25 protein-coding genes are annotated in these 22,637 nt (G+C 48.3%); 16 read left to right on the top strand and 9 right to left on the bottom strand.

Annotated features, from left to right (window positions below; translation table 11 throughout):
* Positions 1-55: 55 nt before the first annotated feature.
* The 7 genes from GBK04_RS29360 to GBK04_RS31460 all read left to right on the top strand — a co-directional run bounded on the left by GBK04_RS29360 (position 56) and on the right by GBK04_RS31460 (position 7,158).
* Positions 56-1,012 (top strand): D-ribose ABC transporter substrate-binding protein, encoded by a 957-nt coding sequence (locus GBK04_RS29360; RefSeq protein ID WP_152766718.1) that lies wholly within the window; start codon positions 56-58, stop codon positions 1,010-1,012.
* Positions 1,013-1,077: 65 nt separating this feature from the next.
* Positions 1,078-1,707 carry a DUF2291 domain-containing protein gene (locus GBK04_RS29355; protein WP_152766716.1) on the top strand — a complete coding sequence of 210 codons (630 nt, stop codon included), beginning with the start codon at positions 1,078-1,080 and terminating at the stop codon, positions 1,705-1,707.
* Positions 1,708-1,720: 13 nt separating this feature from the next.
* The gene (locus GBK04_RS29350; protein WP_152766714.1) at positions 1,721-3,238 is read left to right on the top strand and encodes a sugar ABC transporter ATP-binding protein; all 1,518 of its coding nucleotides are present in this window, start codon (positions 1,721-1,723) and stop codon (positions 3,236-3,238) included.
* On the top strand, positions 3,228-4,250 hold the full coding sequence (locus tag GBK04_RS29345) for an ABC transporter permease (RefSeq protein WP_373331538.1): 1,023 nt from the start codon (positions 3,228-3,230) through the stop codon (positions 4,248-4,250). The genes GBK04_RS29350 and GBK04_RS29345 overlap by 11 nt, the downstream gene beginning before the upstream one ends.
* Positions 4,243-5,688, top strand: a complete 1,446-nt coding sequence (locus GBK04_RS29340; RefSeq protein ID WP_152766711.1) for a DUF1593 domain-containing protein — start codon at positions 4,243-4,245, stop codon at positions 5,686-5,688. The genes GBK04_RS29345 and GBK04_RS29340 overlap by 8 nt, the downstream gene beginning before the upstream one ends.
* Positions 5,689-5,716: 28 nt before the next feature.
* The gene (locus tag GBK04_RS31465) at positions 5,717-6,427 is read left to right on the top strand and encodes a DUF1593 domain-containing protein (RefSeq protein WP_373331537.1); all 711 of its coding nucleotides are present in this window, start codon (positions 5,717-5,719) and stop codon (positions 6,425-6,427) included.
* Positions 6,397-7,158: a nucleoside hydrolase-like domain-containing protein gene (locus GBK04_RS31460; RefSeq protein ID WP_373331536.1), complete on the top strand. Its 762-nt coding sequence runs from the start codon at positions 6,397-6,399 to the stop codon at positions 7,156-7,158. The genes GBK04_RS31465 and GBK04_RS31460 overlap by 31 nt, the downstream gene beginning before the upstream one ends.
* 372 nt (positions 7,159-7,530) lie before the next feature.
* Here the strand turns inward: GBK04_RS31460 and GBK04_RS31455 are convergent, their stop codons facing one another.
* Both GBK04_RS31455 and GBK04_RS29325 read right to left on the bottom strand, forming a co-directional pair.
* Positions 7,531-8,529, bottom strand: a complete 999-nt coding sequence (locus GBK04_RS31455) for a VOC family protein (RefSeq protein ID WP_373331535.1) — start codon at positions 8,527-8,529, stop codon at positions 7,531-7,533.
* Between the two features lie 175 nt (positions 8,530-8,704).
* Positions 8,705-9,169, bottom strand: coding sequence for a MarR family winged helix-turn-helix transcriptional regulator (locus GBK04_RS29325; protein ID WP_373331534.1), 465 nt, complete (start codon positions 9,167-9,169; stop codon positions 8,705-8,707).
* A 399-nt stretch (positions 9,170-9,568) separates the two neighbouring features.
* Between GBK04_RS29325 and GBK04_RS29320 the strand changes: the two genes are divergently transcribed.
* On the top strand, positions 9,569-9,820 hold the full coding sequence (locus tag GBK04_RS29320; RefSeq protein WP_373331573.1) for an integrase core domain-containing protein: 252 nt from the start codon (positions 9,569-9,571) through the stop codon (positions 9,818-9,820).
* 45 nt (positions 9,821-9,865) lie between these two features.
* Here GBK04_RS29320 and GBK04_RS29315 read toward each other — a convergent pair whose 3' ends face one another.
* From GBK04_RS29315 to GBK04_RS31445, 6 genes are all read right to left on the bottom strand, one after another.
* On the bottom strand, positions 9,866-10,714 hold the full coding sequence (locus GBK04_RS29315) for a helix-hairpin-helix domain-containing protein (protein WP_152766707.1): 849 nt from the start codon (positions 10,712-10,714) through the stop codon (positions 9,866-9,868).
* A complete protein-coding gene (locus tag GBK04_RS29310) occupies positions 10,707-11,084 on the bottom strand; it encodes a VOC family protein (protein WP_152766705.1) in 378 nt (125 codons plus the stop codon). Before GBK04_RS29310 ends, GBK04_RS29315 begins: the two co-directional genes overlap by 8 nt.
* Before the next feature lie 164 nt (positions 11,085-11,248).
* On the bottom strand, positions 11,249-11,419 hold the full coding sequence (locus tag GBK04_RS31450) for a hypothetical protein (protein ID WP_373331533.1): 171 nt from the start codon (positions 11,417-11,419) through the stop codon (positions 11,249-11,251).
* Positions 11,420-11,469: 50 nt separating this feature from the next.
* Positions 11,470-11,715 (bottom strand): permease prefix domain 2-containing transporter, encoded by a 246-nt coding sequence (locus tag GBK04_RS29305; RefSeq protein WP_152766703.1) that lies wholly within the window; start codon positions 11,713-11,715, stop codon positions 11,470-11,472.
* A 3-nt stretch (positions 11,716-11,718) separates the two neighbouring features.
* Positions 11,719-14,127, bottom strand: coding sequence for an ABC transporter permease (locus GBK04_RS29300; RefSeq protein ID WP_373331532.1), 2,409 nt, complete (start codon positions 14,125-14,127; stop codon positions 11,719-11,721).
* Positions 14,128-14,183: 56 nt separating this feature from the next.
* Entirely contained in the window at positions 14,184-14,327 is a 144-nt protein-coding gene (locus GBK04_RS31445) for a hypothetical protein (protein WP_373331577.1), read from the bottom strand.
* A 741-nt stretch (positions 14,328-15,068) separates the two neighbouring features.
* Here GBK04_RS31445 and GBK04_RS31440 point away from each other — a divergent pair.
* The 8 genes from GBK04_RS31440 (at position 15,069) to GBK04_RS29260 (ending at position 22,013) form a co-directional block, all read left to right on the top strand.
* Entirely contained in the window at positions 15,069-15,239 is a 171-nt protein-coding gene (locus GBK04_RS31440) for a hypothetical protein (protein ID WP_373331531.1), read from the top strand.
* 1 nt (position 15,240) lies between these two features.
* Entirely contained in the window at positions 15,241-16,239 is a 999-nt protein-coding gene (locus GBK04_RS29295) for a serine hydrolase domain-containing protein (protein WP_152766699.1), read from the top strand.
* 637 nt (positions 16,240-16,876) lie between these two features.
* On the top strand, positions 16,877-17,407 hold the full coding sequence (locus GBK04_RS29290; protein ID WP_152766697.1) for a hypothetical protein: 531 nt from the start codon (positions 16,877-16,879) through the stop codon (positions 17,405-17,407).
* Positions 17,408-17,785: 378 nt separating this feature from the next.
* Positions 17,786-18,523 (top strand): beta propeller repeat protein, encoded by a 738-nt coding sequence (locus GBK04_RS29285; RefSeq protein WP_152766969.1) that lies wholly within the window; start codon positions 17,786-17,788, stop codon positions 18,521-18,523.
* 339 nt (positions 18,524-18,862) lie between these two features.
* A complete protein-coding gene (locus tag GBK04_RS29280; protein ID WP_152766695.1) occupies positions 18,863-19,516 on the top strand; it encodes a hypothetical protein in 654 nt (217 codons plus the stop codon).
* A 72-nt stretch (positions 19,517-19,588) separates the two neighbouring features.
* On the top strand, positions 19,589-20,221 hold the full coding sequence (locus GBK04_RS29275) for an outer membrane protein (protein ID WP_152766693.1): 633 nt from the start codon (positions 19,589-19,591) through the stop codon (positions 20,219-20,221).
* Between the two features lie 143 nt (positions 20,222-20,364).
* On the top strand, positions 20,365-20,688 hold the full coding sequence (locus tag GBK04_RS29270; protein ID WP_152766691.1) for a hypothetical protein: 324 nt from the start codon (positions 20,365-20,367) through the stop codon (positions 20,686-20,688).
* A gap of 671 nt (positions 20,689-21,359) precedes the next feature.
* Positions 21,360-22,013, top strand: coding sequence for a hypothetical protein (locus GBK04_RS29260; protein ID WP_152766687.1), 654 nt, complete (start codon positions 21,360-21,362; stop codon positions 22,011-22,013).
* Positions 22,014-22,330: 317 nt separating this feature from the next.
* On the opposite strand, the gene GBK04_RS29255 is transcribed toward GBK04_RS29260, so the two are convergent.
* Positions 22,331-22,537, bottom strand: a complete 207-nt coding sequence (locus GBK04_RS29255; protein ID WP_152766685.1) for a hypothetical protein — start codon at positions 22,535-22,537, stop codon at positions 22,331-22,333.
* Positions 22,538-22,637: the final 100 nt, after the last annotated feature.

Genomic DNA, 22,637 nt, shown 5'->3' with positions numbered 1-22,637 from the left:
TTGTACGCTGTGGTACTTCAATGACTGAACTGCCTGGCTTAATTCCTTCCTGACTATGTTCAAACAAAACACCATTTCATCTCTCTTACTTTGCGCCGTTTTTGCACTTGCACTATTTGGTTGTAAAACAAAAGAAAAGAAGGAGGAGGCGAATAAGGTGGCCATCATTGTTTCGACTCTGAACAATCCATGGTTCGTTTTTCTGGCTGAACAGGCCAAAGAAAAAGCCAACGAGCTGGGGTACGAAGCCAAAATATTCGATTCGCAAAACAACACCGCCCAGGAAACTGACCATTTTGAAAATGCCCTGGCCTCCGGTTATGACGCGATCCTGTTCAACCCGACCGATGCCGATGGCTCCATTGTGAATGTCAAGAATGCTAAAATCGCAGGAGTACCCGTTTTTTGCATGGACCGCGAAGTCAATGATCCCGATGCCGCTACTTCCCAGATATTGTCCGACAGCTATTCCGGCAGCGTATCCATTGCTAAGAAATTTGTGGAATCCCTTAATAAAAAAGGGAACTACGTGGAAATTCTGGGCATGGTGGGCGATAATAATACATGGAACCGCTCCCGAGGCTTCCATAGCGTGGTCGATCACTATCCTGACCTGAAAATGGTAGCGCAGCAAAGCGCGGATTTCGATCGCAATAAGGCCATGGAAGTATTGGAGTCCGTCCTGCAAGCCAACCCGGACATCGACGCGGTATTTTGTGGCAACGATGCCATGGCGATGGGTGCCTATCAGGCGCTGGTCGCCGCCGGAAAGGCTGATAAGGTGAAAGTGTTTGGCTTTGACGGAGCGGAGGATGTGGTCAATTCCATTCAGGACGGAAAAATCGTCGCCACGGGCATGCAGTTCCCGGCCGTGATGGCCCAAACCGCCGCCACGTTCGCCGACGAATACTTCAAAGGCAAGCGGGATTTCCCCAAAAAAATGCCGGTAGCTGTGGAATTGGTGACCTCGAAAAACGTCGGCAATTATGTGGCTTACGGGGCAAAAAAATAGCAACGGCAGCGCTACAATCACAGTAAATTTGAATTAGTAAGCCCTGAACAAAACGAATACACATCATGAATAAACTTTGGCAGAAAGGAGTACTGGGCGTGTTGATCCTGCTGGTAGCATATAATTCGGTGTACTTTAAAAAACTGGATGAAGTGAAGGCGACAACCGCTGGCTTTGATGGCGCAGCCTATGCCACTACGTTTTGGTCCGAAAAGCTGACGCCTGCCATGGAGAAAGGGGTGGATTTATCCGCGTTGTTGCAGCAATTGCAAACGAACCCAGATCAGGCATTTGCCACCCATTCCCACGCGCTGGGTATTGGCAATATCAAGTACTTCCCGGTGAAGGGAGTGGCTACCGTAAAAAACGTCAGGGAAAACGAAGTGCAGGTAGCCCTCGACGCCCAACCCGCCGGCACGGAGCTAACCATAGCCACTGAATATATTTTCGGCAATGCGGTGCGCGATGCCTCCGGGCAAATCGATATCAACGCCTTTACCAACACCATGGACTTTAATACCGTATCGGCCGAATTGAATAACATCATCCGGACTAAGGTAATACCCCCTTTCAAAGGCCAGGTAAAAACCGGAGATCGCGTCGAGTTTACGGGTGCCATCGAGCTGAATCAGAAATACCTGAATTTCAGCTCAATCGAAATTATTCCGGTCAGTCTGTCCGTGGAAAAGCAGTAATGGGTTTTATAAAATGCTGACAGTAAATAATATCACCAAGCGATTTCCGGGGGTACTTGCCTTAGACGATGTTTCCCTACGCATCGAGGCCGGGAAAGTTACGGCGCTGATCGGCGAGAACGGCGCCGGGAAATCGACGCTGATGAAAATCCTGTCGGGTGTGTATCCCGAGTACGAGGGTACTTTGGTCTGGAAAGGGCAGCCCGTTCGCTTTACCAATACCAAAGACGCGCAGCAGCACGGCATCGCCATTATCCATCAGGAACTCAACCTGATTCCTCACCTTTCCGTTGCCGAAAACATATTCCTGGGTCGGGAGCCTTTGACCCGTTTGGGTACCGTGGACAAAAAAGCCATGTACCGCGAAACGACCGCTCTCCTGCAAAAATTAAAGCTGAACGTATCCGCCAACGCCCGGATCGCCGACCTGAAGGTAGGACAGCAGCAAGTGGTGGAGATTGCCAAGGCTTTACTAACCAATGCCGAACTGATCATTATGGACGAACCGACTTCGGCCATTACGGGTAGCGAGGTGGATGTCCTTTTCGGGATCATTGAAGAGTTGATTCGGGAAAATAAGGCCATCGTGTACGTTTCGCACAAACTCGACGAGCTGTTTCGTATCGCGGATCATTACGTGGTACTTCGCGACGGCAAGTCCATCGAATCGGGTAGCATGCAGGGCGTTACGCAGGATGTACTGATCCAGAAAATGGTAGGGCGGAAGATTGAACTCCTGCGCAAACAAACCGAGGATAACCCCAACGAAGTACCTACGCTGAGGGTCGAAAACCTGACCCTCCGGAATCCTCGCAAACCAGCCGATTCGTTGTTGAAAGGCATTTCTTTTCAGGTAGGCAAAGGTGAAATTGTCGGCATTTTCGGATTAATGGGCGCGGGAAGGACCGAGTTGCTGGAATGCCTGTTTGGGCTGCATCACAAAAATCTGACCGGGACAATCCATATAAATAGTCAGGAAATCAGTGTCAAATGCCCGGCGGATGCGATCCGGGCGGGGATGGCGCTGGTACCGGAGGACCGAAAAAAAGACGGCCTGGTACTTGGGATGGATGTCAGAACCAACATCAGCCTCACGCTGCTCAAAGAACTGGAAACCTGGGGGACTATCCCGGTCGGACGGGTTGCCAAACTGGCTAAAAAGTACATTCAGGAGCTTAGCATAAAAACGCCAGGTGACGGACAGAAAGCCAAAAACCTGAGCGGAGGAAATCAGCAAAAGATCGTACTGGCCAAATGGCTGGCGACCAATCCGCTCCTGCTGCTGCTGGACGAGCCCACCCGGGGCATCGACATCCACGCCAAAAGTGAAATCTACAAACTCATTATAGAACTGGCCGCGCAAGGGCTGGGTATTGTGGTGGTGTCCTCCGAACTACCCGAAATTCTCGCCGTTTCCGACCGGGTACTGGTCATGTCGGAAGGCAAAATGACGGCTAACATCAAGGGATGTGATGCCACGGAAGACGCTATTCTGAAAGCTGCTATTCCAAAATCCATTTATGAAAACTGAAACGCAAAAACTCGCGACTCCTGCTCGCCCTCTGGAAATGAATGTACGGTTCGATAAAGCCCAACTCCTCCGGTTTCAATCGCTCATCGCGTTATTTCTGCTTTGTATGGCGCTTACGATGCTGTCCGACAAATTCCTGACGGTATCCAACCTGTGGAATGTACTAAGGCAGATTTCGGTGAATATCTGCATTTCCATCGGGATGACGCTGGTGGTACTTACGGCCGGAATCGACCTTTCCGTAGGGTCAATTCTGGCACTGAGCGGAGCCATCACAGCCGGATTGTTGAAAAACGGCATCGAACTACCTACCCAAAATCTGTTCATCGGGTTTACAATTCTGGGGGCCATCCTGGTGGGAATACTGTGTGGTACTTTTCTGGGTGCGCTGAATGGCATTTCCATCACGCGGTTCAAAGTACCTCCCTTTGTGGCTACGTTAGCGATGCTGACCGTAGCCCGGGGCCTCACCATGCTCTGGACGGGCGGCTTTCCCATCAGCAGCCTGGGCGACACCTTTCTGTATCTGGGCGCGGGCTGGTTTCTGGGCATACCCGTGCCGGTCTGGATCACGACGGTACTCGTTCTGGTCGCAATTTTTATTACCAAAAAGACCCAGTTGGGTACCTACATCTACGCGATCGGGGGCAATGAAAGTGCTTCCCGGCTGTCAGGAATCAATGTAAAACGGGTGAAAATCATCGTGTATTCCATCGCCGGAGCACTGGCGGCCATTGGCGGCTTACTCGTGACCGCCCGTCTGGACTCGGCCCAACCCAACGCCGGCATCAGCTATGAACTCGATTCCATTGCGGCCGTGGTGATCGGGGGTACTTCCCTTTCAGGCGGCCGGGGTAGTATCATCGGTACGGTGCAGGGGGCCATTATTATTGGTGTCCTGAACAACGGGCTGGTGTTGCTCGATGTGTCGCCTTTCTGGCAGCAGGTAGTTAAGGGGCTGGTGATTTTGCTGGCCGTCATCATCGATAAAGCCAATTCGAGCGATGAGTAAGCCACATCAAGTACTTTTAGTGATTTTACTAAGTCTGTACTTCTGTATTGATCAGGCGTTCGCCCAAAGACAGGGTACCCCGGAGAAAACCCGGGTGATCGTGACCAGCGACGGGGAGATCGACGACGAGTGCTCCCTAGTCCGGTTCCTGCTTTATGCCAATGAATGGGACATTGAAGGGATCATCACATCCAGTTCGCAGTACCACTGGCACGGGCACAAATGGGCCGGGGACGACTGGATCGACCCGAGCCTGGATGCCTACGCCAAGGTGTACCCCAACTTGATAAAGCACGACAAAAGGTACCCCACACCGGAATATTTGCGGGCGCACACCTTCCTGGGCAACGTGGAAACCGAAGGAGAAATGGACTCGATTACGGCCGGTTCGCAGCACATCGTGAAGGTACTTCTGGATGAATCAGACAACCGGCCCATCTGGATTCAGGCCTGGGGCGGTACCAATACCATCGCCCGCGCCCTGAAAACAATCGAAGAAAAGCATCCCGATAAAATGGCGTACGTGGCCAGTAAAATACGCCTGTACCTGATCTGGGAGCAGGATGCAACCTACCAGACCTACATCCGGCCGCATTGGGGCAAGTACAACATCCCGACCATCATCTCCGATCAGTTTATTGCCCTGTTTTATCATTGGAAAAAGTACCTGCCTCAGGAGCAACAGAAGTTTCTGGCGGCACCGTGGATGAAGGAAAATATTTTGGAAAATCACGGTCCCTTGTGTGCATCCTACAAGGCTCATCAGCAGGGGGACAAGGGGTTTGAGGAAGGTGACTTCCGTTCCGAAGGCGACTCCCCGGCTTTCCTGCATACCATCCCCACGGAATTGCGCAGCATGGAATCTCCTGACTGGGGTGGCTGGGGCGGTCGTTTCGTGAAAGTCCGCGACAACACCTGGCTGGACCCCGTTGCCGAGCCGGGCTACCAGTATCCCGAAGGCAGGTGGTGGGGCAATTCGGCCTGGGGACGGGAGCGCCTCAAAAAAGAAATTCCGAACGATCAGGAGCTGACCGCTTATCTGAAACCGCAATGGCGATGGACGGAAGCTATGCAAAACGACTTTGCCGCCCGCGCCGATTGGTGCGTGAAATCAGTCGAGGAAGCCAACCATCCACCGGTGGTAGTTCTGGCCCACGCTCTGGACCTGAAAGCCCGGCCCGGAGCGAAGATTAACCTGAGTGCCAAAGGTACCACTGACCCGGACGGGGATCACCTCAACTACCGTTGGTGGCAGTATCAGGAAGCCGATACGTACGAAGGTGCCGTTGAAATTACGAACTCTGAGAAACAGGCGGCCTCGTTCAAGATACCCGGTGATGCGACAAAAGGAAAAACGATCCATATCATCTGCGAGGTGACCGATCAGGGTACCCCCCAGCTTACCCGGTACCAGCGGGTGGTAGTTGAGATTCAATAAAAATCAAACCCATAGATTAGATATTACAATGAATCACTATTTGAAATTACTATGGCTGTGTAGTCTAATTGGACTTAACAGCCAGGCGTTTGCCCAAAAACAAAGTACATCGGAGAAAACCCGGGTGATCGTGACCAGCGACGGGGAGATCGACGACGAGTGTTCCCTGGTCAGGTTTCTGCTTTATGCCAATGAATGGGACATCGAAGGGATCATCACCTCGAGTTCGCAGTACCACTGGCACGGACACCATTGGGCCGGGGACGACTGGATCGACCCGAGCCTGGATGCGTACGCCAAGGTGTACCCCAATCTGGTAAAGCACGACAAAGGATACCCCACGCCGGAGTACCTGCGGGCGCACACCTTCCTGGGCAACGTGGAAACCGAAGGAGAAATGGACTCGATTACGGCCGGTTCGCAGCACATCGTGAAGGTACTTCTGGACGAGTCGGACAACCGGCCCGTCTGGCTTCAGGCCTGGGGCGGTACCAATACCATCGCCCGCGCCTTGAAAACGATTGAAGAGCAACACCCCGACAAAATGGCGTACGTGGCCAATAAAATGCGTTTCTTTTTTATTTGGGAGCAGGACACTACCTACCAGGCCTACATCCGGCCGCACTGGGGAAAGTACAACATACTGACTATTATTTCCGACCAGTTTGAGGCGATTGCCTACCGCTGGAACAAGCACAACCCGCGGAAATGCACAAGTACTTCGCTGGGCCGTGGATGAAGGAAAATATTCTGGAAAATCACGGGCCTCTCTGTGCTTCCTACAAGGCGCACGAAATAGGCGAGAAAGGATTTGAGGAAGGTGATTTTCGCTCCGAAGGAGATTCCCCTGCTTTCATGCATACCATCGTGACGGGCCTGCGCAATCTGGATTCACCGGATTGGGGCGGTTGGGGCGGTCGCTACGTGAAAGTCCGCGAAAACACCTGGCTGGACCCCGTGCCGGAGGCTGGCTATGAGTACCCCAAAGGACGCTGGTACGGCAGCAACGGCTGGGGTCGCAGCAGCCTGCGGGAGGGCTCGAAAGTCACGGAAGCCCAGCGACGGGAGTACTTCAAACCCATGTGGCAATGGACCCCAGCGCTTCAGAACGATTTCGCCGCCCGGGCCGATTGGTGCGTAAAGCCTTACGCCGAAGCAAACCATCCACCAATTGTGGTATTGGCGAATCCTCTAGATAGGAAAGTCCGGCCCGGTGCGAAAATCAAGCTGAGTGCCAAAGGCACCACCGATCCGGACGGAGACTCGCTGAACTACCGCTGGTGGCAATACGAGGAGGCGGATTCGTACGACGGAACGGTTAAAATCGGTGATTCTGAAAAACAGAACGCTTCTTTTATGGTGCCTGGTGATGCAGAAAAAGGAAAAACCATCCACGTCATATGCGAAGTGACGGATAACGGCACGCCGGCACTGACCAGGTATCAGCGGGTAGTTTTGGAGATAAAATAAAATAGTGTATGCTGCTTGAATATCGTGAAGTAGGTATCTAGACAATCAGGCTGGTGATGCTGTTAAATGAGCGAGGTGAGTGATTTGTTCGCTCCAAGGGCGACTGGAAAGGCTCGCAGTCAAGTTATGACGGTTTGTGTACCTTTTTTAAATATACCCGTCAACGTGGGACGGACCGTCGACAGCTGACTGAATAACATTTTTTGCTTTCATGACAAGGCGTTCAAATCCTTCTCAAGGTATCAAAGAATCAGTTGCCCCGCAGCGGCGTGCGGCCACACTTTTTGATGCTCTCCTAGACATGCGTCAGTCTGCCGATCTGAGGGGGCAAAGGACATTTATTGAGCTAACCAATATGCATCAGATTATCAGCTACAGATTGTCTATATTATAGTGGGTAAGCATGTTTCCGGTATCATCCTGGGGGATATAGGGATTATAGGCAACCTCCAGCACGTTGTTCTCCAGGTCGGCAAAGGTGAAATAATATCCGCCAAATGGCGTATCGGTCGGTGCTTTAAGGATCGTAATCCCGTTCGCTTTGAACTGTTCATGAAGTTGATCAACCTGCTCCGTTGACGAAACGTTGTACGAAAGGGTGATGGAGCGAAATCCCTGCCCCTCAGCCTGGACGCCGGAGCCTTCGGCCAGGGCTTTACGGTCCAAAAGGCTGAATAAAAAACCATTCATCTTAAAGAAGACGATCGTTTTGTTTTCGGCGACTGATTCCCAACCAAGTTTCGTTTTGTAGAAGGCAAGCTGGGCGGGCAGATTATCTACGCCAAGGGTAATGACACTAAATCGCTGATCCATGGAAGTAAATTGTTTAGGGGTTGATTGGTTTAACAAAGGCTCGCGCTGGAAGTTGGCCAGCAGCCCGGCAGTCCAGATTGATAGGCCCACGAAGGCCGTAACCCGGACGTAATTAAGACTGCGCCACCGCCCCACCGCAGCCAGGAGTTCTGGCGAGGCCAGGTCGGTATCCGCTTTTTGCAAGGTCATGATGTTGGGGGCGAAATAGACGATTGTCCATACCCGAACGGCCACATGCAGCATCAAAATGAGCAGTAAGGTGTTCCGGATGGCCGGAAGCTGCCAGCAGAATACAATAGCGATCAGGAATGTAATCTCGTGAATTGAGTGGGCCACAATCCAAAATGTCTTCAAATCCGGAGCATGAAGGCCCTGCAAAACGGACAGGGAGGCTGGCGGTTTAGCCGTCCATTTTGGCACCAGAACGGCCGTTTCAAATACCTGCGCTCCGTTCAGTAAAAAGTAAGCCAGGATAGTGATGATCAAAGCAAGCCCGGCGCGGTTCAGGTATCCGTGAGCCAAGGCGCTCATCGCCTGACCTTGCGTGGTAGGTTCCATGGTTTAATTGGCTAATGAGAGATAGAGCCCGTATCCGGTCTGAGCGTACCCAAGTGGCGGACCAGCTGCTGACAGATCGGAGGCGCGCTTCAGGCTGACATGCTGCGGGGCTTGTTTTGGTTGGACTGCGATCAAGTCTATCGGGAACAGACTCAGTATTACCAGTAGCAGGATCTTATTTTTCATCGCTTCTTAGGCTAAAGGTGATTTCCTGCATTGCATGGATGGCGTTGTTGAGGAAGTTCTTCACCGTGATAGCCTCTTGGTCGGTAAGATCTAACACCAGGCTTAAAATTTTCTCTTTCACCAGTTGAAAGGAGGGGCCAAGTAGGGTTTGGGCCTTTTCGACATCGGCAACGATCATCACTTTTCGCCTGTCGTTTTGAAGAAATTCCCGCTTCACCAGGCCTTTATTCTCCAGACGGTCAATGACACTGGTAATTGCTCCGGTGGTCAGACCCGTTACTTTGGCCAAATCGCCGGCCGTCAGGGGACCGGACTGGATCAAAAAATTCAAGTACTTATGGTCGGCACCTGAGAGTTCCGCCTTTTGGGCAATCGCTTCGTGCATGTGGATCGTCGCATCGGAAAATCGTTTTCCTAAGTCGGTGAGCGATTCGGTCAAATCGTTTGCTAGCATAATGGATATCTTAATACTTATATATCTTAATTGTAAAGATATGTAGATTTGATCTTCCACAAAATTTATTATTTACTTTTGACTAATGTATTTTCTAAGCGTCAGGAATTATGAAGAGGTCGGAGACTATGATGGTTCCTGAAGTGGCTATGATTGGCACCTCACTTGATCACCCAGCCATCAAACCGATTTAGGACCATCTATTTTACGCACGGTGGCCATCCACTTTAAATAGGTACGGGGAAGACATGATGGTGGAGAGCATCAAAAAGTGTGACGGTTCGCCGTTGCGGGGCAATAGATGCTTAGTAACAATGGTATCCAGGCTTTCGCCAAGTTACGGAGCAGCCCGTCCTGACAGCCTCTTAACTGCCCCAAACTTTTTGATGGTCTCCATTGATGTACTCGATCAAAGAGAGCATGCTAGGAAACCGGGAATTTTTTACATTTGAAGCAGCTGAAGAAGCCATTTGTCAGGCCATTGTTAAATATAATGACCTGCGTCCTCACGGTGGTTGCAACTATCACACCCCTGCTCAGGCTCACCAAATGGAGGGCGAATTAGGGCGCCGATGGCGGAAACGCAAACCCCGGAGTATGGAAAAAATACAAGAAAAGGAAAGTATATTGGTCACCCTAAATGGGTGTTAAATCTGTCAAGCTATTTCTGGGAGATACACAGAGTCGAATGCAGGCTCACTTCTTCTTCCCAAACTCCTTCCGGTAAGCCATTGGTGTCATCCTGAATTCTTTTTTGAACAAGCGTATGAAAGCACTCTCGTTCTCAAAGCCACATTGGGGAACGATGTGGCCTAGGGTGGCATCTGATTTCTTTAACAGTAAAGACGCTTGCTTTAACCGTAGCCGCGTGAGGTATTGCAGTGGTGTCAGTTCGTAGGCACTGCGGAAGCAGCGGATGAAATGATATGGGGAGAGGTGTGCCAGGTCAGCCAGTTGAGCGACGGTGATTCTTTCTTCGGCATGTTTGGTCATGTACGCCAAGGCGAGTTTCAGTTTTTCATGCAGGTCTTTTTGGGTGGCCTCGTGGGTGGCCGGTATTCGTTTGCCCGTTTGGAATTGAGGTGACTCAAACCAGGGCCTCTTCGGCCGCGTGGGAGGATAGCCATTCTTTTCGCGGAAGGCTTTGCGCTCGGGAGTGAAGTCCCACCAGTTGAGTCTGCTGTTTGGGTGGTTGGCAAAATGCACCACAAGCCGAAACTGGTCTTCAACACATGGGTCTGTCCATACCCCTTTTTGCAATTCGTATTGATCGGTGAGCTTTGCCCCGTCCTTTCCCTTCAGGTCGTGTAGGCAATAATACCCCATCCCGATCAGGTCATGCGCGAAGCGTATCCCGACTGAGGGGAGACTTTGAAACTCGGATAGCGCAGACAGCTCCATCGCCCTGATCCGTGAAGTACCAAGCAACTCCTGCAATACCCCTAGGTCGTGCAGGTGCATTTCGCTCTTCTTGATTTTCAGCGCGCGCAGCTTTTTGACTTCTGCGGGTGTCACTTGCAGCGGATTGAGTCCCTCTTTAGTCATGCTCTGCGATAGTCAGCAGGTAATTGTTATTGTCGCAGAGCGAAAATTCAGTAGCACCATAGAAGGTTTTCTCCAGGCCGGTGAGCACGGTCACGTGTTCTTTGACAGAATCATAATACTGACGGATGTTATCCACCCTGATGTACAACAAAAGCGATCCTCCGTCGGCACGACTCACCATCGGGTGCTTGCCATCAATGCCGGCAAAGATCTGAAACAGGAAGGTGACACTTCCGTTGGTCATCAGGGCAAATACTTTTTCGCCTTCGGGAGTAGTCACTTCATCGGCTACTGTAAAGCCGAGTTTGGTGTAAAAGGTGATGGTTGCTTGTAAGTCATTGACGAAGATATTGGGCGAGATGGATTTCATAAATTGGATGAGTCAATAGTTCATTCAAAAGTAGGGGAAAGGTGGATGGGGAAATGTGCTGAAATTGCCAAAGTGAATTAAACATAGAGGAGCAAAGGAAATGCAGAGGGTGAAATAGATCAGACGGTCTTGACGCCGGGTGAAAGTCCCTCTCCGCAGAAAAATCAGAATGGGATAGCATAGGCCAGTTGCATGTCTTTTTCATCCACATGGCCGTACAAGGTCATTCGGCAGATGCGGTCGGCGTGGACGTGATAGCGACCGTAGCTCAATTCGTGGAGCACGGAGAGGCCAATCAGCAGGCAGGTGGCCAGCCCTACGGCCAAGCCAACCATGTTGATCGCTGTGCAAGCCTAGTGTCGCCACAGATTTCGAAAAGCGACGGTCAGATAATTGCGTAGCCTATCGGTCGTGTTTGGAAATGAATAAATAGACTTGGGTCGGCGGATGAAGCGGGGCCTGAGAAAGCCCAGCACCCGCGCCAGTGGCGCCAGCGGGCCCGTTTTTTACCAACCCGTCCGACCTGGTAGTCGAATTCCTCGTGCAGCTCGCCCAGCAGGGATTCCAGCAGCTGCGGGGCCACCAGCCCTTCCGGCTGCCGGTCGGCCATGCGTGGGGGATGGGGTCTCATGGCTTATTCGCTGCGCAAGCTCCTGGCGGGATTCGTCAAAGCCGCCCTCACACTCTGGAAACTGACCGTCAACAGGGCTATTCCCAGGGCCAGGGTGCCCGCCAGGATGAATACCCACCAGGCGACGTCCACCCGATAGGCGAATTCCTCCAGCCACTTGCCGGTAATCCACCAGGCGATCGGCGAGGCGATGACGATGGCAATCAGCACCAGTTTCAGGAAATCTTTGGAAAGCAGCGTGACGATACTGGCTACGGATGCACCCAGTACCTTTCGTACGCCGATTTCCTTGGTGCGCTGCTCGGCGGTGAAGGTGGCGAGGCCGAATAGGCCGAGGCAGGCGATGAAAATGGCTAATCCGGTAAGGGCTACGATCATGCGGCTCGTATTGCCTTGAATCTCATATAACCGTTGGTAAACCTCCTCTAAAAAGGCGTATTCGAACGGGTGTTCGGTTTTATAGCGGTCATAAACATGGCCCATTCCGGCCATGGTTTTCTCGATGGGCGCATTTCTGGTCAATTTGACGTACAGATAATCGCGAAAGGTGGTGTCGCTGCCGATATACATAGCCATGGGCTTGATGTCTCTTTCAAGCGACATGTAGTTGAAATCCTTCATAATACCCACCACTTCCTTTCTTGTCCCATCGCCCAAATCGAGTGTCTGCTGGTAATTCCGCGCGTTGAGGCCCAACTCACGGGCGGCCCTCTCATTGATGACGATTTGCCCGGATGTGGAAAGCCCTTTCGTCGGGCGCGGGGGAACCAGCCACTTGATTTGCAGGGTCGGTATGAATTCTTCATCGACGGCAAAGGTGTTGACGGAAACCTCCTTCGGCTGGTCGAGGCGCTTGATATTCCAACTGTTCATATAATGGTCGTACATGACCAACGAGGAAGCCGTTACCTTTTCCACCCCCGGCAATTGGCTTATTTCCCGGCGGATGGCGGCGTAGTGCTTATCCATGCCTTCCTCGCGGTTGAGGGGCACCGTCACGACCCGGCTCCGGCTGATACCCACATCCTTGTTCAAAAACAGGTTCAACTGCAGCTTGACGACGATGGCCCCGATAATGAGGGTCACCGACACGACAAACTGGAAGACGGTGAGTCCCGCCCGTAGCTGCGCGGTACCTTGCGATGGGTTTGCTTTACCCTTCAAGCCGAAAATTGGCGAAAAACCCGAAAGCAACAGGGCCGGGTATCCTCCCGATAGCAGGATACAAATCAGAAAAAGCAGTAAGGTGGGCATCAGAAAAAAAGCATTGCACAGAAATGCCGGATCGAAGGAAAGTTGTAAAATATCGTAAAAGAAAGGTTGAAAAAGTACAAAAAGTAGCCCCGCCAAACAAAAAGCAAGGACAACCTGCAGGGAGGAGTCGGTATAGAACTGGGCAATGAGCGATTTGCGCGTGGCTCCGACTACTTTCCTGACAGAAACTTCCTTGGCCCGATTGACCGAGCGGGCGGTGGCCAGATTAACAAAGTTGATGAGGGCCAAAACGAGGACAAAAACCGCTAATACCCCGAAAAGCGCCATTCGATTCTTGGAATAGGCTAACCCGACTTCGAGGTGCATATCGGCCAATGGGTACAGATAATAGTTGTCATTGGGATCAAGGCCCTCTTTCGGTGTGGTCAGTAGGGCCGGTATATGGGCCGCCACCTTTTTTGCCGAAGCACCGGCACGGAGCAGCAGGTAGGTGTCGTAGCGTCCGCCCGCTCCAACCTCGTCCTTGATTTTGTCAAACCCCTCGCCGTACTCTTCCCGGTCGATGGCGCGAACAGCGTCGAGTTGCGCCAAGAAGCCGAACTGAATGGTCGAGTTGGGCGGCGGATCCCGCAATACGCCCGTCACCTCGAAAAGAAATTTGGTATTGTCACGACTGGTATATTCGATCGTTCTGCCAAGCGGATTGGCAGAGCCAAAATATTTACGGGCCATGCGCTCGGTAAGGAGCAGGGTCGCCGGGCGGCTCAAAGCCGTGGCGGGATCTCCCGCTACAAAGGGAAAGTCGAACATCCGCACGAAACCCGTATCGGCGAAAGCAAAATTAGTCTCATAGAACTGATGGCCTTCATCACTCTGCACCGTCATACTGCGGGTACCTCCCGAACTGAAACGGGCAAAAGACTCCACTTCCGGACTGGCGTTTTTAACCGCTTCGCCAAACCGATACGACATCCAGGGGATCGAGTACGTCGTGGTCGTGTCGGTATGTTTCAATTCCACCTTAACGATCCGGTCGGCATTGCGATGGAAGCGGTCGTAGCTGTATTCATGCGCGATGTATAGCACAATTAGCAATGTGACGGCCAGCCCCGTCGCCAAGCCCCCGATACCAATAAAATTCAACAGTCGGTTCTGATACAGATGCCGCCAAGCGATTTTGAAGTAGTTGAAAAGCATAACTCTTGTACTATTTGGATAGGAAAAATAGTCATTAAAGGTCGTTTGGAAGAAGCCTACTCGCTCCTCAGCGACTTCACCGGATTCGTCATTGCTGCTTTCACGCTCTGAAAACTCACCGTCAGCAGCGCGATGCCCACGGCCAACCCACCCGCCCATGCCGAAAACCTGAATAAGCGAAATGGAGCTGTGCCTTGCAAGGTTCCTCCAGGCGATCTTAAGGTAGTTCCGTACCATTGAAATCGATTCGCCATTAGGGTTATCCTCCCTGGAAGACAAACATTATGCCATGCCCGCCGCACCCGCGCCACGCCCTGCTAAGGGCATGTTGGGGCGGACAGGTGTCCGCTTTCGGACAGGCTGCGTCCGCCATCGGGCAATAGGGCGCATCTCGTTCTGAGCGGTACGGGGGTGGGATTCGCCAGGCAGCGACCCACCGGGGCCGGCAGCAGGCCGGATACGGTTAAACGAAAGGGTGTAAAGGTCGGATGGAGCCGATTGGTTCTGTGGGGTGGTCTAACGTAGCGCCACACCTATCAAGATCAATCCTTGATAAAACAGGGGGCAATTCTGCCAGGGGCTGTAGCATTGTACCAACGGGCCTTTGTAAAACACGGTGCGGCATTCCCCCGCCCCAACCCCTCATTCCCTTCACTTCCCTGGGCCTGCTCCTTCTTTCCCACTCTCCGGCGTTGTGTCCCCGCCTCACACTTTTGCTCAGCAGTTTTCATAGAAACTCTTGCTATTCGGATCTACACACGATTTGTGTCAAGCTGTTCAAGGGCAATACAATGCGAAATATTTAAGTTTTACCCTGACAGATCAGATGCCGATCAAATGGGGTACTTTGCAGGCAAAATCACGTAAGTGGCAGAATGCATTTCGGGTTGGGGGTCTATTGAATCAACTTTGGCCTGACAATCAACCAAACCTGTTGTATTATGAAGTCGCTACTATTATTCGTGGGCCTGTTGTATCTCCATCCAATCCATGGGCAGGAAAATCATCCAACACCGACCATTCAAAACGAGGCCTATCAAAAGGCCATAAAGCACGACAAAACTTTCGTATATTTAGAAGTTAGCGGCAAGCAAAAAACAACAAAACCCTAAAATGACACGTATTGAAGAGTTTATAGATAAGATTACCACCATTCTTAAAATTTTGCCAGTTCACACGGAAGTCTCTATTTCTGTGACAGAAAATAATACGGCAACTTATTATGGATTAAAAAATGAAGGAGAAGAAATTTCTTATCCAAAGAATAAAACATCAGCATTTGAAATAGGCTCTGTTACTAAATCTTTTACAGGGAATATACTAGCTCAATTAGTAGTTGAAGGTACAGTGAGTCTTGACGACCCAATCTCATATTTCCTTCATTTTGAGCTGAAAGATAATCCAGCTATAACGTTGAAACAATTAGGTATGCATACCTCTGGACTTCCAAGAATGCCAATTGGTTATGACGATAGAAGAAATTTCATTAAAGAAAACCCTTTTAGTAATTATTATGAAGAAGATTTAATAAGCTATTTAAAAAATGACCTTAAAATAGAATCACAGCCTGGAGAAAGGGTAATGTATTCAAATTTAGGCTTTGGCTTGCTTAGTTATATTATGTCGAGGATTCAAGGACAATCTTTTGCAGGAATAGTTGAAACGAAAATTTTCAAGCCATTGAAAATGCAGCATTCGGTATTTAGCATTAATAGGATCTCTACAAAATTGATTAATGGATTGGATAAAGAAGGGAATTATACACCATATTGGGACGGCGGAATTCTTGATGGTTGCATTGGTATTATATCCACATCCGAAGATTTAGCAAAATTTGCAATGGCGACTTTAGATGTGAAGAATAAAACGACTGACCTGCAAGTTTCTAATGCTGTTTTGGCTAAACCAGAAGTTTATTCGGCAATTGGTTGGGTGTTGGTAAAATCCTCTGATACGGAGTCTATTCTAAAAATAAATGGTGGAACAGCAGGTTCTTCCTCTTCCATTTTTCTCAATCGCCAAAACCAAAAAGTATTAACCTTCTGCTCTAATATTCATCCTGATATTTATATGAATATAATAGAACCATTATGTTCCGAGGTTGTGAAATAATTTTTGGACAGTCCATTGACTATTGCTAGCCGCTAACATGCGGTTTGCAAAAAGCGGGGATGAAGTGCTCCGATTGAGCATTTGTGCAAGGTTCAACACTTGTAATGCTATTAAACATTTGTTCTAAAAACCCCCGCCTTCGGCAAGCCCCGAATCGTTAGCGGCTATTTTATTCGACTATCCTTATGACAAAATACTTTCTCATATTTCATAGGGTGCCTTACATTGTGTAAGACACATAATTGGTGAATTTTTGGGCATGTAAGACAAAAAACCGAAAATGTAAGACATGATTAACAGCCTGTAAGACATTTACCTAATTTTGTCTTACACAACATATATTAGATTATACAACAAGGCCTATGCTACAAAACCCTACTTTTCTCTATCTACCTTGGCTATTCTTGGTTTTAAAACTGATTGCTTATGTAATTGGAATAACACTAGGCATTTTAGGCATTCAAGCCCTTCGCAAATACTTGCGTAATTGATCTCGGTTTACATTACCTTTACTTATATAATAAAAATGGTTGTCAGAAATCTATCATTCGGTTTATGCTTAGTCATAGTAAGCTGTGTACAGAAAATATCGCCAGATGCTAACCTTCAACAGGCAACGAAACCATTAGTCTACTTTTTGCCGCCAGCATACGATATAACAGTTCAAGAAGCTCAAAGCTGGTCATCTCAGCACGAGTATAATCGTCAGGGAAGTTATATTTCCAAAAAGCAACTCAACTGGGAGTTAGCTGAAGACTTCGGCCATTATACCCAAGTTCCCCTCAGAAGAACCTATCGAGGACCATCAATAAAAAGTCTTTTTAACCCCGACGAATTGGTTAAGTTAGACCAGTCACAGGCTGAGTGGTATTTCATTATAGGAAAGAACAACAATGAATACTTGTCGCATATTTCTGAGTATCTTCCCTTTGAAGAGTTTACCAAAAGCAGAATGTATACACGTCAAAGCTTATTAGAATGCGCAAAGCAGAGAGGGGCTTACTCAGGGCTAATGTTAAGTTTCAACTGTGATGGAAGTTTTGTAGGCGGAGTTGAAGTCACCGATGGACATGGCCATATTATTAGCATCAGTTCCCGAAAATTCCCCTCTACGGAGCTAAAAGAAATTAGAAGTGAGATGTATAACAATTCCTCGTTTAGTAAATAGTGTGAGATCAATCATAAAGTAATTCTCCAAAAAGTATGATATCCGGCTCACTTTCACGAAGAGCCAGATGTTGTACTTTTTTTTTGGGTCAATCGACGTAATCCTCTGTCGAAAGCTGTCTTTTTAGGTTTCCTCATACCCAAAGCGGATCCATCAGCACGCGCAGAAGGCGAATAGGGTCGGCATCCATCATGTCTATTGTATAAATGGGCATGCTAGCTTGTGCTAGTTTTTGAGTAAACCACGGAAAGCAGTCAACGTACTACCTCCACAGAACACACCCGCCCCGCCTGTGATGCAACAATTATCTCCGCATCTATTCTGACTTCAAATCGGTTTCTGTAACTTTGACTTACTCAATACGTGAACCTGATTGCCATGAAAACTGCGCTTTGTCTCCTGCTTCTGCTTGGGGTGCTATCCTGTAAGAAGGCAGAACTGGACACGGTAGAACCGGAGTATCAAGATTGGTACACGCTCAAATCACCCATCGACAAAGATATACAGGGCGTATGGGGGGACCGAGATAAAACCCTTCTGATAGCCACTACTTTCAACATTTTCCGCTCAACCGATCAAGGCAAAAACTGGCAGGAAGTCGATGCTCAGCAAAGCGGTATATTTGGTATAATTGAATATAGGGATACACTGTTTGCCATGAATGGGCTATTGACCGGACAAGACAGTCAGGTCCTTGTCAACGCGGGAAAATATAGCGTTGACGACGGAAAAAGCTGGACGCCGTACCGAAAGGTCAATCCCTTTTTCGACCTATGGTCTACTATCGGCCCTGTCACACATCAGCAACTTTACGCCAATCCGGTTATAACGCCGAATGGTACCTCCTACAAAATCAATCAAGTTTTCATGGATAGTCCAACGGCAACCTCTGGTCGTTTTGAGACCCCTGGCGTCATTACGTCAGATGGACGCAGGATTGACCTCCCCCAACTTCATCAGTTGCGCAGTTTGTATTTGGACAGTAAGCAACGCCTTTACATTGCTGGGACTGATGCCGTCTGTGGACGTGGCGGCAAAACCGGTGAGCCCTTTTCGTTTTGTAACAGCAAGGAAGGTAGAGGGGTCGTCTATATTTCAAAGAATCCGCTGCCGTGATGTCTTCCCCATTATGCAAATAGTCGTTTCCGAAACGCTTGTTTACCCTGCTCGGGCATCCGGTTAGCAACCCCTTCGGCCCTCTAAATTAGGTGGTATATCTGGTTTTGGATATCAACCGGTGCGGCTGATAGATGGGTCTGGGTAAACTGGCCGTAGGCGAAACTGCGGATATTTTTATTGATTTATCGACCGATTTGACGTACCAGTTTGCTTAGTCTCCTAGGGTAGACAATAATAAGATTGATTGACCGTAGGTAAACTAGTATGGTTTGGTAAAAAAAGAAAGCTTTGTTTTGAAACGAATAACATGAATTTGCCCATTTCTACTTCCAGTTTATGACTTCTCTTTCGAGTTTGTTATCTGTTCCTATTTATTGTCTGAGATATCCAGTCCAGAAGATTGGTTTCCTTTTAATCGTAGGTCTACTAAGCGGAGATTTTCCCGCCTGGGCACAAACCCTAAATGGGAAGCATTTAGTGGGCATGCAAGTGGGGGAGTTGAACTTTTCCCTTCGAGACAACCGAGCTTCCTTCATGACCTTGAGTCCAGCTTATGGCAAGTTTGTAAGCTCCAATTTAGCCTTCGGGCTTGAGCTACCCTTTTATTATTCGCGTAATACCCAACCCTTAAATCGAGCCACCCATATTGCCCTGACCCCCTTTGTGCGCTATTACATTGGTCAGGGGCGGGTCAAGCCCTTTCTTAGCGTATTGGCAGGCCCACGTTATATTTCCACCCGCCGATATATACCCGTTCCCGGCAAGACTGAAACCGTGTCTTACACTGATCTGTTGTACGGGGCGAGAGGAGGGGTAGCCTTTTTCTTAAATGGTTGGGTGAGCCTGGATCTCTCACTGAGCTACACGGAAACAAATAAAGAAGCTGTGGACGATTTTTATGCCAGGGATAACGCACTGGGTTACGACCAGGCAAATAGGCTGGCGGCTAACCTAGGTTTTCAGATTTATTTAGGTAAAAACAGACGGTAACGACTGCTCCCTGTATGGCTAGGGCTCACCCAAAGTTGAGTCAACTATGTTCATCTTTTTTCCATCTGCTCCATGAAACCAACCCACTCCGCTTACTGGCTGACGGTAGCAGTCTTACTCAATTTGACCTCAGTGGCGAATGCCCAAATCGAGTCCGGCACCTACCTGGTTGGCACCAGCGTTGGTCATTTTAGCTTAAATGACAATAGCCGACCCATCAGAACGCTTATCCTCCAACCTGCCTTGGGTCGATTCATCCGTACGAATTTAGTGGTAGGGCTAGAACTTCCTTTTCAGTATGCATATCTCAAAGAGGATATGTATATCAATTCCAATACAAAGTTCGGTGTCTCTCCCTTCGTGCGCTACTATTTGGGCAGTAATGTAACGGTTAAGCCCTTCGGAAGTTTGTCGGCCGGTTGGCGCATTGACCACGATCGGCTGGTTAGTCCTGCTGACAATTATGATGATGTGCAGACAGATAGCGGCTTCTTATACGGAGCGACGGCTGGTGTAGCTTTCTTTCTGAATCCTGCGGTGAGCTTTGATGTATTGGCTAATTATACTGCTTTCAGTAAGGGACTTGATTTCGAAACTCAACCGGGTCTGAGTTACGGTCGTCGTGATATATTGAGAATTGGTTTTGGTTTTCAAGTGTACTTGGGCAATGACAAGCGTGAGCGTATGTTACGCTGCACCTACTAAAGAATAGCTTTAGGAAAGAGTGCAAACCACTTTGATGGCTTCAACATACTATTTACTTATAAAATATGGTACCCACTCGTTGTTCTAGCCTATTGCTACTGGTATTATTCACCTCCAGTTGTTATTTGGGAGGTTATCATTCGATGGATGAATTTCCGGATCGTCTTACAGCTGAACAAAAAATGCTGGAGCATCTGCTAGGTGAGTATGACGACCTTTACAGCGGGGACTATAAACTACTTTATCAGTTTCCTGAAAAGGAGAGGGAGTTAAGGTATGCAATTTGGTATGATAAAAAGTTAGGTCGCTTAGGCGTTGAGAATGATGTCTACAGCGGGCCTTGTTGCGTCTGGGTAAATGTCGATCGAGCCGTTTTAGAGGACTTGGTGGCCGCGAAGAAAGGTATTTTATATGCTGATTCATTGAGTGATCGTATTCATCCTGATCTAGGCCCTTGCCGCTACTGATTTTTATACAAATCCTAGGAACCTGAATTATCTGCTTTTCACTTCGCTTCTGGAAGAGTCTCGAACAGAATCACGCTTATAGGGCTACTTGTTGAGCTTATTATAGAGATGTTTGCTTAGATGCCAACTCATTATTAGACTGTAAGCTATTAGCTTTCCTGGCAGTAAAATAGCTTTTATGAATACTAACCATCGATTGTAATCGTCGGATATACGGAATGGGTTGTCAATCAGACCTCCCACCCATCCAACGTTGGTATAATTAGGCTTAGCAGTAATTAGATGGCCTATTAGTATGTAAAGGGCTAAATAACATAGTCTGGAAATTATTGGCAGGGCCGCTCTATGAGACAGATCTTGGAACGCCCAAAAGAGACCAACACCAAATAAAATCAAACCGACTACAACCGCTAACCAAATAAGCCATTTTCTAGGTGGCTTGTCATCATCGTCATCCGACTCGGGAGAATTTAGTCCTAACTTGCCTATTGGACCAGGATTGGCTGGTTCAAGGAACCACTCTATAAAGCTCATTGATAGATTTTTGGTCCTAATTTAGAGCTGATAATAATCGGACAAAAAACTTTGTGGTGATTGGCTTTTGCGTTATATTACTGGCAAAAAACGATAGTAGCTTGACATATTTTCACTTACAAAACAGTTTGGAAACTATGAAAAATTTACTCATAATTTTGGCCCTTCTATTAGTAGGTTGTAATGATTCCACCAATCAAATGGAGCCAATGGAACCTGAATTTACAGAGCCACCGGAAGGGCTTTCATTTATTTCAGCTGAATATGATGGGGAACGTTTTGACTTCATTGAGAATCAGAACGGTGTCAAATCACTTGGCATCTCATTTACTAACCGTTCAAGTGATACAGTAGCCGCTAAACTAGGTACAGCTGTAATTGGATTAGGTGAGACCCTTGGTGACTCACTAACAAAAACTCAGTGGACCATTATGCTTCATTTTACCCGGCAGGAGTGGCTACTCAATCAAGGCAATTCCACTAAACTACTAAAATCAGGACCGTACGACTTCTTATTCCAAGATAAAAGCTATCATTTAACTAGTAGCAGGGGTGCTGTGATTGAAATCGTAAAATGGGCAGATGATGGTAGTGGATTGGGTAACTCAACCTTGACTGAACAAGATAGTAAGACTCGCTCTTTTACAATCAGTAAAGTCTATTATGACACCTTGACGAATTCTCAATTACTTTATCCCTTGATTTGGATAGAAGGTTCTTTTGACGGGTGGATGTCGGGTGACAAAAAAATTAAGGGCAAGTTTCGCATCAAAACGCAGCCTAACTTGTGATACCGATTGATCTTGGTACGGACAATCGCTATTCTTATAATATTCACTTTACGTAAGACTAGGTATTTGACAATTCCTTAAATAGTGCAAGGCCCGGCCCCTCACAAGAGAAGGCTGGGCCTTGCACTTTGGCTAGATTCTATAAATGATGAAACTTAAAGACTGTATTTTAGTTGATTGGCACTTTGGCCGAGTTGGACCATAAAATCCTCGTTTTTGTCGGCCGCTGATTAATTGCCAAATAATGTCGAATTCTCTTAAAGTAATCCTTCGTCCGTTTGCTATAAGTAGCCCACGTACCATCATGGCAGGCTGGATTATGATTTTACTATATTTTCTTGCATTAGGCCGCTTTCTTCATTCTTCGCCTGTACAACTTCTGTTTTTACCTCATTATCCAGATAGCGTTCCTTGGTTTGCGACGATATAGGACCTGCGCCACCAAAACCTACGCCGCATAATGCCAGTATAATAAGGCAACTTAAAGCAATGATTTTTAAGTATTTAACTATATATTTTAACATAATATGAACTTTTAAAACCTTCCCATGAAATTGTAAATTTGAAAGAAATTCTGTGGTACCCGCGAAATTTAAATTTATCCTTTTTTTCAGTGGTATTTAC

The sequence above is a fragment of the Salmonirosea aquatica genome, assembly GCF_009296315.1.
Taxonomy (GTDB): domain Bacteria; phylum Bacteroidota; class Bacteroidia; order Cytophagales; family Spirosomataceae; genus Salmonirosea; species Salmonirosea aquatica.
The sequence above is the reverse complement of the archived record's forward strand: the minus strand, read 5'-3'. Positions and strand labels throughout refer to the sequence as shown.

What these genes read in the sequence shown, in the direction of transcription:
- GBK04_RS29360 (WP_152766718.1), top strand. Translation starts at nt 56, where the DNA reads ATGTTCAAACAAAACACCATTTCATCTCTCTTACTTTGCGCCGTTTTT.
- GBK04_RS29355 (WP_152766716.1), top strand. Translation starts at nt 1,078, where the DNA reads ATGAATAAACTTTGGCAGAAAGGAGTACTGGGCGTGTTGATCCTGCTG.
- GBK04_RS29350 (WP_152766714.1), top strand. Translation starts at nt 1,721, where the DNA reads ATGCTGACAGTAAATAATATCACCAAGCGATTTCCGGGGGTACTTGCC.
- GBK04_RS29345 (WP_373331538.1), top strand. Translation starts at nt 3,228, where the DNA reads ATGAAAACTGAAACGCAAAAACTCGCGACTCCTGCTCGCCCTCTGGAA.
- GBK04_RS29340 (WP_152766711.1), top strand. Translation starts at nt 4,243, where the DNA reads ATGAGTAAGCCACATCAAGTACTTTTAGTGATTTTACTAAGTCTGTAC.
- GBK04_RS31465 (WP_373331537.1), top strand. Translation starts at nt 5,717, where the DNA reads ATGAATCACTATTTGAAATTACTATGGCTGTGTAGTCTAATTGGACTT.
- GBK04_RS31460 (WP_373331536.1), top strand. Translation starts at nt 6,397, where the DNA reads ATGCACAAGTACTTCGCTGGGCCGTGGATGAAGGAAAATATTCTGGAA.
- GBK04_RS31455 (WP_373331535.1), bottom strand. Translation starts at nt 8,529, where the DNA reads ATGGAACCTACCACGCAAGGTCAGGCGATGAGCGCCTTGGCTCACGGA.
- GBK04_RS29325 (WP_373331534.1), bottom strand. Translation starts at nt 9,169, where the DNA reads ATGCTAGCAAACGATTTGACCGAATCGCTCACCGACTTAGGAAAACGA.
- GBK04_RS29320 (WP_373331573.1), top strand. Translation starts at nt 9,569, where the DNA reads ATGTACTCGATCAAAGAGAGCATGCTAGGAAACCGGGAATTTTTTACA.
- GBK04_RS29315 (WP_152766707.1), bottom strand. Translation starts at nt 10,714, where the DNA reads ATGACTAAAGAGGGACTCAATCCGCTGCAAGTGACACCCGCAGAAGTC.
- GBK04_RS29310 (WP_152766705.1), bottom strand. Translation starts at nt 11,084, where the DNA reads ATGAAATCCATCTCGCCCAATATCTTCGTCAATGACTTACAAGCAACC.
- GBK04_RS31450 (WP_373331533.1), bottom strand. Translation starts at nt 11,419, where the DNA reads ATGGTTGGCTTGGCCGTAGGGCTGGCCACCTGCCTGCTGATTGGCCTC.
- GBK04_RS29305 (WP_152766703.1), bottom strand. Translation starts at nt 11,715, where the DNA reads ATGAGACCCCATCCCCCACGCATGGCCGACCGGCAGCCGGAAGGGCTG.
- GBK04_RS29300 (WP_373331532.1), bottom strand. Translation starts at nt 14,127, where the DNA reads ATGCTTTTCAACTACTTCAAAATCGCTTGGCGGCATCTGTATCAGAAC.
- GBK04_RS31440 (WP_373331531.1), top strand. Translation starts at nt 15,069, where the DNA reads ATGAAGTCGCTACTATTATTCGTGGGCCTGTTGTATCTCCATCCAATC.
- GBK04_RS29295 (WP_152766699.1), top strand. Translation starts at nt 15,241, where the DNA reads ATGACACGTATTGAAGAGTTTATAGATAAGATTACCACCATTCTTAAA.
- GBK04_RS29285 (WP_152766969.1), top strand. Translation starts at nt 17,786, where the DNA reads ATGAAAACTGCGCTTTGTCTCCTGCTTCTGCTTGGGGTGCTATCCTGT.
- GBK04_RS29280 (WP_152766695.1), top strand. Translation starts at nt 18,863, where the DNA reads ATGACTTCTCTTTCGAGTTTGTTATCTGTTCCTATTTATTGTCTGAGA.
- GBK04_RS29275 (WP_152766693.1), top strand. Translation starts at nt 19,589, where the DNA reads ATGAAACCAACCCACTCCGCTTACTGGCTGACGGTAGCAGTCTTACTC.
- GBK04_RS29270 (WP_152766691.1), top strand. Translation starts at nt 20,365, where the DNA reads ATGGATGAATTTCCGGATCGTCTTACAGCTGAACAAAAAATGCTGGAG.
- GBK04_RS29260 (WP_152766687.1), top strand. Translation starts at nt 21,360, where the DNA reads ATGAAAAATTTACTCATAATTTTGGCCCTTCTATTAGTAGGTTGTAAT.
- GBK04_RS29255 (WP_152766685.1), bottom strand. Translation starts at nt 22,537, where the DNA reads ATGTTAAAATATATAGTTAAATACTTAAAAATCATTGCTTTAAGTTGC.